The sequence below is a fragment of the Stenotrophomonas sp. S41 genome, assembly GCF_016624625.1.
GTDB lineage: Bacteria > Pseudomonadota > Gammaproteobacteria > Xanthomonadales > Xanthomonadaceae > Stenotrophomonas.
The window spans coordinates 1-8,671 of sequence record NZ_JACVTV010000150.1 but is presented as its reverse complement, the minus strand read 5'-3'; the positions used below and the strand labels follow the sequence as shown (position 1 = coordinate 8,671).

7 protein-coding genes and 1 tRNA gene are annotated in these 8,671 nt (G+C 67.9%); 6 read left to right on the top strand and 2 right to left on the bottom strand.

What is annotated here, in order from left to right; all coding sequences use genetic code 11:
* The first annotated feature begins 82 nt into the window (after window positions 1-82).
* Both IAE56_RS19735 and IAE56_RS19730 read left to right on the top strand, forming a co-directional pair.
* On the top strand, window positions 83-1,195 hold the full coding sequence (locus IAE56_RS19735) for a homoserine O-acetyltransferase (protein WP_164075635.1): 1,113 nt from the start codon (window positions 83-85) through the stop codon (window positions 1,193-1,195).
* Window positions 1,196-1,540, top strand: coding sequence for a DUF1294 domain-containing protein (locus IAE56_RS19730; protein ID WP_200753699.1), 345 nt, complete (start codon window positions 1,196-1,198; stop codon window positions 1,538-1,540).
* A gap of 165 nt (window positions 1,541-1,705) precedes the next feature.
* Here IAE56_RS19730 and cydC read toward each other — a convergent pair whose 3' ends face one another.
* Window positions 1,706-3,379: a thiol reductant ABC exporter subunit CydC gene (gene cydC, locus IAE56_RS19725; protein ID WP_200753698.1), complete on the bottom strand. Its 1,674-nt coding sequence runs from the start codon at window positions 3,377-3,379 to the stop codon at window positions 1,706-1,708.
* Entirely contained in the window at window positions 3,376-5,124 is a 1,749-nt protein-coding gene (gene cydD, locus IAE56_RS19720; protein ID WP_200753697.1) for a thiol reductant ABC exporter subunit CydD, read from the bottom strand. The genes cydC and cydD overlap by 4 nt, the downstream gene beginning before the upstream one ends.
* Before the next feature lie 223 nt (window positions 5,125-5,347).
* Here cydD and IAE56_RS19715 point away from each other — a divergent pair, with 223 nt between their 5' ends.
* The 4 genes from IAE56_RS19715 to IAE56_RS19700 all read left to right on the top strand — a co-directional run bounded on the left by IAE56_RS19715 (window position 5,348) and on the right by IAE56_RS19700 (window position 8,483).
* Entirely contained in the window at window positions 5,348-6,931 is a 1,584-nt protein-coding gene (locus tag IAE56_RS19715) for a cytochrome ubiquinol oxidase subunit I (RefSeq protein ID WP_164075504.1), read from the top strand.
* Window positions 6,932-6,946: 15 nt separating this feature from the next.
* On the top strand, window positions 6,947-8,101 hold the full coding sequence (cydB, locus tag IAE56_RS19710) for a cytochrome d ubiquinol oxidase subunit II (protein ID WP_200753696.1): 1,155 nt from the start codon (window positions 6,947-6,949) through the stop codon (window positions 8,099-8,101).
* Window positions 8,102-8,234: 133 nt separating this feature from the next.
* Window positions 8,235-8,351 (top strand): cytochrome bd-I oxidase subunit CydX, encoded by a 117-nt coding sequence (gene cydX, locus IAE56_RS19705; RefSeq protein ID WP_079222503.1) that lies wholly within the window; start codon window positions 8,235-8,237, stop codon window positions 8,349-8,351.
* Window positions 8,352-8,406: 55 nt separating this feature from the next.
* Window positions 8,407-8,483 (top strand) — tRNA-Pro (locus IAE56_RS19700).
* The last annotated feature ends 188 nt before the right edge of the window (window positions 8,484-8,671 follow it).

Below are 8,671 nucleotides of genomic sequence, written 5' to 3'. Positions count from 1 at the left end.
GGGGGGGGGGGGGCCCCCCCCCCCCCGGGCCGGGCGGGCCGGGGGCCGCCACTACCGGTGTCTGCCCCGCTAGAATGCCCGCATGACCGAATTCATTCCGCCCGGCACCCGCTTCCATGCCCTGCCCTCGCCGTTCCCGTTCAAGCGCGGTGGCGCCCTGCACGGAGCACGCGTGGCCTACGAGACCTGGGGCACGCTGGCCGCCGACGGCCGCAACGCGATCCTGATCGTCACCGGCCTGTCGCCGGACGCACATGCCGCCGCCAACGCAGAAAACCCGGCCCCGGGCTGGTGGGAAGCGATGGTCGGCGCCGGCAAGCCGATCGACACCGACCGCTGGTTCGTGGTCTGCGTCAATTCGCTGGGCAGCTGCAAGGGCTCGACCGGCCCGGCCTCGTTGAACCCGGCCACGGGCGAGCTCTATCGCCTCGACTTCCCGGAACTGTCGGTGGAAGACGGTGCACGCGCGGCCATCGAGGTCGTGCATGCCCTGGGCATCGAACAGCTGGCCTGCGTGGTCGGCAATTCGATGGGCGGCATGACCGCGCTGGCAGTGCTGATGCTGCAGCCGGGCATCGCCCGCAGCCACATCAACATTTCCGGCAGCGCGCAGGCATTGCCGTTCTCCATCGCCATCCGCTCGCTGCAGCGCGAAGCCATCCGCCTCGACCCCAAGTGGGACGGCGGGCGCTACACCGAAACCGACTATCCGGAATCGGGCATGCGCATGGCCCGCAAGCTGGGCGTGATCACCTACCGTTCCGCGCTGGAATGGGATGGCCGCTTCGGTCGCGTGCGACTGGATTCGGACCAGACCGACGATGACCCGTTCGGCCTGGAGTTCCAGGTCGAGAGCTACCTCGAAGGCCATGCTCGGCGCTTCGTGCGCTTCTTCGATCCGAACTGCTACCTGTATCTGAGCCGTTCGATGGACTGGTTCGACCTGGCCGAGTACGCCGACGGTGACGTACTGGCCGGGCTGGCGAAGATCCGTGTTGAAAAGGCGCTGGCCATCGGCGCCAACACCGACATCCTGTTCCCGGTGCAGCAGCAGCAACAGGTCGCCGACGGCCTGCGTGCCGGCGGTGCCGATGCACAGTTCATCGGCCTGGACTCACCGCAGGGCCACGACGCGTTCCTCGTCGATTTCGATCGCTTCGGCCCGGCCGTGCGCGGTTTCCTCGACGCGCTGTAAGTGGCCTGGCGGCGCAACCTGGCACTGGCCGCGTTCGGCGCGCTCATCGCGCTGACGGTCAGCGGCGTGCTGCCGCTGTGGCTGGGTGGCTGGTGCCTGCTGGCCAGTGTGCTGTCGTTCGGCCTGTACGGGCATGACAAGCGGGCGGCACAGCGCAAGCAATGGCGTATTCCCGAGCGCACCCTGCAGCTGCTGGCTTTCGCCGGTGGCTGGCCGGGCTCGCTGCTGGGCCAGGCGCTGTTCCGGCACAAGCACCGCAAGGCGGAATTCCAGTGGGTGTTCTGGCTGTGCGTGCTGGCCAACGTGGCATCGATCGCAGTGATGCTGCGCGAGTTTTCGCGGTAAGCGCTTGAACGGGTAGTGCCGGCCGCTGGCCGGCAACCTCATGACGTTCGACGCGGATGCGCGATTGCCGGCCAGCGGCCGGCACTACCACGGCGATCACACAAACGGCCGCCGGGCATGGCCCGGCGCTACCTCGGGCGGACGGAACACGTAAATCCGCGGCGATTACGCTTCCCGTTCGAGCACACCGTCACGCAAACGGTACTGCGCATCGACCACGCCGTCGGGCAGATCGTCGTGGGTGATCATCAACAGGCTGCGCCCCTCCAGCAATCCGGCCAGATCCTGCAGCAGCGCATGCGCGGTATCCACGTCCAACCCTTCGGTCGGTTCGTCCAGCAACAGGATCGGTGCATTGCGCAGCAGCGCGCGCGCCAAGGCCAACCGCCTTGCCTGGCCGGCCGACATCGTCGCGCCGTTCTCGCCCACCCAGGTCTGCAGGCCGCCATTGCGCTCGGCCCACTCACCCAGGCGCACGCGGCGCAGCACTGCCCACAGCGCGTCATCGCTGGCGTCCGGATCACCCAGCCGCAGGTTCTCGGCCACCGTGCCGGCGAACACCGGCGCGTTCTGCGGCAGCCACGCCAGCTGCCGGTGCCAGTCTTCCTGGGCGAAATCGCGCAGGTCGCGACCGCCGTAGCTCACCCGCCCCTGCTGCGGATCCCACAGGCGCAGCAGCAGGCTCGACAGCGTGGTCTTGCCACTGCCGCTGTCGCCGCGGATGGCGATGCGCTCACCCGGCGCCAGGCTCAGCTGCAGGCCGGCCAGTACCGGCCGCGCCGCGCCCGGCCAACGGAAATGCACGTTTTCCCACTGCACGGCCGCGGCGCTGGGCACTGCCTGCGGCACTACCGGGTCCTCAACCGTCGGCGTCTGCTCGACGATGGACTGCAGGCGGTCCGCGGCGATGCGGCCCGACTGCAGCGACTGCCAGGCCAGGCCCATGCCCGCCCACAACTCGATCATCGCCACGGTCAGGAACACCAGGCCGGCGGCCATTTCCGCGGGAATGCGCTGCTGCTCGGCGGCCTGCAGGGCCAGCGCCAGCATCGCCACCAGACCCAGACCGGCCACCAGGCCGTGCAGGGTCGAGGCGGCGATCAGCCGCCAGCGTCGGCGCCGATCGCGCGAGGCCAGCTGCTTGGCCGCCACCCGCACCTTCAGCTGCCACGCGGCGTCGGCATGCAGCGCGGCCAGATCACCCGCCCCCTCCAGGCCTTCGAATGCAGCAGTACGCAGTGCGGCGCGATGTGCGGCACGGTCGGCCTCTTCGTCATCATGCCCGCGCACGCCCAGCCACGGCACGCCGAAGCCGATCAGCAGCGCCAGCACGGCCAGCAGCACGGCGGCCGAGGGCAGGATCAGGGCAGCCGAAGCCACCGCCACCAGCGACAACGCGCCCAGCGCCACCAGCGGCCCGATGGCGCGCACCAGCAGGCCGTCGACCTCGCCGATGTCGCCCAGCAGGCGCGCCAGCAGGTCGCCGGTGCGCGTGGCACCCAACCGCGCCGGAGCCAGCGGCAGCGCGCGGCGGAAAAACCACACGCGCAGGTCGCGGGCGATGCGCAGGGTGGCATCGTGGCCGACAAGCTTCTCGAAATAGCGCGAAACGATGCGCGCCATGGTCAGGCCGCGGATGCCGGCCGAGGGCGAGAAGAAATTGAAGCCCTGCGCCAGGCCTGCCGCACCGGCCAGCGCGGCGGCGGTAAGGAAGCCGCCGGACAGGCCCAGCAGCGCAGTGCCGGCCAGCATCGTGATCCACAGCAGCAGCACCGTCAGCAGCAGGCGCGGACGGTGGCGCAGGAACACCGCACGCAGCGAATCGGTCGAGCGGCTCATGCGCGCACCGCCTGTGCCGGATCGACCAGACGCCCTTCAGGCAACAACAGGCAGCGGTCGGCCCAGGCGATCACCGCTGGGCTGTGGGTGGCCACCACCACGCTGCGGCCACGCGCGTAAGCGGCCAGGCTGCTCAGCAGCGCCGCTTCGGTCTCGGCATCGAGGAAGGCGGTCGGCTCATCCAGCAGCAGCACCTGCGGGTCACGCAACAGCAGGCGGGCCAGGCCGATGCGCCGCGCCTCGCCACCGGACAGGCCAAAGCCGCGCTCGCCGATCAGCGTGTCCAATCCCTCCGGCAGGCGCCGGGCGAACTGCAGCACCTGCGCCGCCTCGGCCACCGCGCGCAGGCGTGCATCGGCGGCACCGGGGTCGGCCAGCCGCAGGTTGTCGGCGATCGAACCATGGAACAGGTAGGGGCGCTGGCTGGCATAGGCCACCTGCACGCCGGCGCGTTGCTGCACCCGGCCGGCACGCGGCGGCAGCCAACCGGCCAGCGCTTCCAGCAGCGTGCTCTTGCCCGAGCCACTGGGGCCGACCAGGGCCAGCCGCTGGCCGGGCTCCAGCCGCAGGTCCACGCCCTGCAGTACATCGTGCGGGGCACCGAGCGGGCGCAGCACCAGACCCTGCGCCTGCAGCGGCGGCAAGGCGGCCTCGGCCGGCTCCACCGCCAGCGGTGCCAGCGGCACCTCGGCCATCACCGGCTCTTCCGGCAGCGACAGCAGCAGGCGTTCCACTTCGGCAGCGGCGGCCAGTGCATTGGCGCGGTCGTGGTAATGCGCAGCCAGCCGTCGCAGCGGTGCATAGAATTCCGGCGCCAGCAGCAGGCAGAACAGGCCCGCGCCCAGCGTCGGCACCGTCGCATGCAGGGACATCAGCCCCAGGTAGCTCAGGCCGAGGTACAGCGCGACCATCGCCACGCTCACCGAGGCGAAGAATTCCAGCACGGTGGAGGACAGGAAGGCGATGCGCAGCACCTTCATCGTGCGCACGCGCACCCCTTCGGCAGCCGCTTCGATGCCGGCCAGTTCGGCCTCGCCCCGCCCATACAGGCGCAGCAGGCCCAGCCCCTTGATGCGGTCGGCGAAGTGACCACTCATGCGCGCCAGTTCACCCAGCTGCGCGCGACCAGCGGCCTCGGCGCCCCAGCCCACGAGCATCATGAAGAACGGCACCAGCGGCGCGGTGAACAGCAGGATCAGCGCCACCACCCAGTCGACCCAGGCCACCGCGGCCAGGATCAACAGCGGCACCACCACCACTTCGGTGCGCACCGGCAGGAAACCGCTGTAATAGCTTTCGATGGCATCGCCGTGGTGCAGCATCAGCTCGCCCAGTTCGCCGGTGCGGCGCTGGCGCAGCCACAGCGGGCCGTGGCCGAGCAGGCGCGCGAATACGCGTTCACGCAGGGCCAGCCGGGCCGCATCGGCGACGTCACCGGCGGCGGCCTGGGTGGCGCTGCCCAGCAGCGTGCGCAGCACCAGGATGACCGCCAGCGCCGCCAGCACCGGCAGGCCGCTGGCCAGCGGCGCGCGCTCCACCAGCACCGTCTGCACCAGCCAGGCGATCGCGGCAGCCTGGCCGATCAGCAGGGCGCCGGACAGGCTGATGCACAGGGCCGCCAGCCGCTGGCGACCGCGCGCGGCATGGGCCAGGCCGGCCAGCCAGGCGGTGCGGGCACGCCGCTGCAGGGTCGATTCTTCTTCAGCGGTACGGGGCTCGGCGGCGGTCGGTTCGGCAGCGCTCAAGGTCTTCACAGGCAACGGGGATGCTCGTCATTGTAGGCGCAGGCAACAGCGGGCCCCTGCGGCGGTCGGTCGCAGTGGTCACCGGAAAGGCATACGATCCCCTTGGGTTCCCATTCATACATTGATCTGGATCAAGGCTGTTTGAAGTAGTCGGTCACATCATTCACCCGTAGACCACCCTTCCCGCCACCCGCAACGGCACTATCCACGAGGTAGCCAGGCCATGATTGATCAGACAGTCGTAGAACTGTCGCGGCTGCAATTCGCTCTGACCGCGATGTACCACTTCCTATTCGTACCGCTCACGCTTGGCCTGTCCTTCATGGTGGCCATCATGGAGAGCGTGTACGTCATGACCCGCAAACAGGTCTGGCGGCAGATGACCCTGTTCTGGGGCACGCTGTTCGGCATCAACTTCGCCATCGGCGTGGCCACCGGCCTGGTGATGGAATTCCAGTTCGGCATGAACTGGTCGTACTACAGCCACTACGTGGGCGATATCTTCGGTGCGCCGCTGGCCATCGAAGGCCTGATGGCCTTCTTCCTCGAAGCGACCTTCATCGGCCTGTTCTTCTTCGGCTGGAAGCGCCTGACCCCGGTCAAGCACCTCACCGTCACCTGGCTGATGGCGCTGGGCACCAATCTGTCGGCGGTGTGGATCCTGATCGCCAACGGCTGGATGCAGAACCCGACCGGTGCGGTGTTCAACCCGGACACGATGCGCATGGAAGTGGTGGACTTCGCCGCGGTGCTGCTGAACCCGGTGGCGCAGGCCAAGTTCGTGCACACCGTCAGCGCCGGCTACGTGACCGGTGCCATCTTCGTGATGTCGATCAGCGCCCTGTACCTGCTGCGCAACAAGCACAAGGACATGGCCCGTCGCTCGTTCGCGGTGGCCGCGGCGTTCGGCCTGCTGTCCTCGCTGTCGGTGGTGGTGCTGGGTGACGAGAGCGGTTACGCCGCCAGCGAGCACCAGAAGATGAAGCTGGCCGCGATCGAAGCGATGTGGGAAACCGAGCGTGCGCCGGCCGACTTCACCGCCTTCGGCATTCCCAACCAGACCACGCACCAGAACGACTACGCGATCAAGATCCCGTACCTGATGGGCCTGATCGCCACCCGTTCGCTGGACCAGCCGATTCCCGGCATCCTGGAACTGGTGGACCGCGCCGAGCACCGCATCCGCGGTGGCCAGCTCGCCTATGGGGCACTGGAACGCATCAAGAAGGACAAGACCGACCTGCAGGCACGCGAGATGTTCGACCGCCATTGGCAGGACCTGGGCCACGGCCTGCTGCTGAAGCGTTACCGCGAGGACATCCTCAACGCCACCCCGGAGGAAATCTCCAAGGCCGCGATGGATACCGTGCCGCGCGTGGCACCGCTGTTCTGGACCTTCCGCATCATGGCGGGCCTGGGCTTCTACCTGATCGCGTTCTTCGCCCTGGCGTTCTACTACTCCTGCCGCAACAACTTCCAGGACAAGCGCTGGTTCCTGAGGCTGGCCGTGTGGAGCCTGCCGGCGCCGTGGATCGCGATCGAATGCGGCTGGTTCGTGGCCGAGTACGGCCGCCAGCCGTGGGCGGTGGATGGCGTGCTGCCCACTTTCTACGCCGCGTCGGGCCTGGCCCTGCATGAAATCCTGACCACGCTGGCGGTGTTCACCGCGCTCTACACGGTGCTGCTGGTCATCGAGATCAAGCTGATGCTGAAGGCGATCCGCACCGGCCCGGATGACATCCTGCCGACGCTGCAGGCCGACATCCGCCCTGTTTCCCCCACTGCAGCCGCTGCCGGACAGGCCTGAGGCAGGAGAATCCAGATGGAATTCATTGCACTTGATTACACCACGCTCCGCGTGATCTGGTGGCTGCTGCTCGGCATCCTGCTGATCGGCTGGGCGGTGATGGACGGTTTCGACCTCGGCGTCGGCACCCTGCTGCCGTTCGTTGCGAAAACCGATGAGGAACGCCGACTGGTGATCAACACCGTCGGCCCGGTCTGGGAAGGCAACCAGGTCTGGCTGGTGCTCGGTGGTGGCGCGATCTTCGCCGCCTGGCCGCCGCTGTATGCGGTCAGCTTCTCCGGCTTCTACCTGGCGGTGTTCGCGATGCTGTTCGGCCTTATCCTGCGGCCGGTCGGCTTCAAGTACCGCAGCAAGATGCCGTCCAGGCGCTGGCGCGACAACTGGGACCGCGTGCTGTTCGTCGGTGGCCTGCTGCCGGGCCTGATTGCCGGCGTGGCGGTGGGCAACGTGCTGCTGGGCGTGCCGTTCCACTTCGATGACACGCTGCGCGTGACCTACACCGGTTCGTTCTTCGGCCTGCTCACGCCGTTCGCGCTCATCGCCGGCCTGGTCAGCGTGGCCATGCTGGTCTCGCACGGTGCAGCCATGCTGGTCATCAAGACCGACGGCCCGGTGGCCGAACGTGCCGCACGCTACGGCAGCATCGCCGCGCTGATCAGCTTCCTGCTGTTCACGGTGGCTGGCCTCTGGGTGGCCTTCGGCCTGCCCGGTTACCAGATCACCTCGCAGGTGGTGACCGACGGCCCGACCAATCCGCTGCTGAAGACGGCGGCGATCGGCACGGCTGCCGGTGGCTGGCTGCGCAACTACAGCAGCATGCCGGCCACGATCGTGTTCCCGGTGCTGGGCCTGCTGGGTGCGCTGGCCAGTGCGGTGCTGCTGCGTGCACGCCGCGGCGGCCTGGCCTTCATCGCCTCGGGTGCGTCCATCGCCGGCATCATCCTCACCGTCGGCTTCGCCATCTTCCCGTTCCTGCTGCCCTCCTCCAGCCAGCCCACCTCCAGCCTCACCGTCTGGGACAGCTCGTCCAGCCACCTGACGCTGTGGATCATGCTGCTGGCCACGGCCATCTTCCTGCCGATCATCCTCGCCTACACCACCTGGGTGTACCGCGTGCTGAAGGGCAAGACGACGGTTGAAGAGATGGGCGACAACCCGAACGCGTATTGATGGATTGCATCCGTGCCGACCAACGGTCGGCACCCACCACGAGCAACAGGTGCCGACCCACGGTCGGCACCCACCACGAGCAACAGGTGCCGACCCACGGTCGGCACCTGCCCCGAACGAAGGAGATACGAGCATGTGGTATTTCGCCTGGATCCTTGGCACTGGCCTGGCCTCCACCGTGGCCATCCTCAACGGCATGTGGTTCGAATCGCGCGAGCGGAACCGCCTCGAGAAAGAAAACAGTCGCTGAGCTGTAAAAAAACCTTGCCGCCTTGGCCTTCACACGGTATCTTAGGCGGCTCCTTCGGGGTGTAGCTCAGTCTGGTAGAGCGCTACGTTCGGGACGTAGAGGTCGCAGGTTCGAATCCTGTCTCCCCGACCACTTCGGTGGTCGCATTGAAGCCTGGTGAAGTCTTCCAGGCTTTTTTGTTCCCTGAAGGATTCCATTGCTTCGGCAGTGTGAAGAAACACCATTTACCCCTTGCCGCCATCGGGGTGAATGGATAGAATAGGCGGCTCCCTTCGGGGTGTAGCTCAGTCTGGTAGAGCGCTACGTTCGGGACGTAGAGG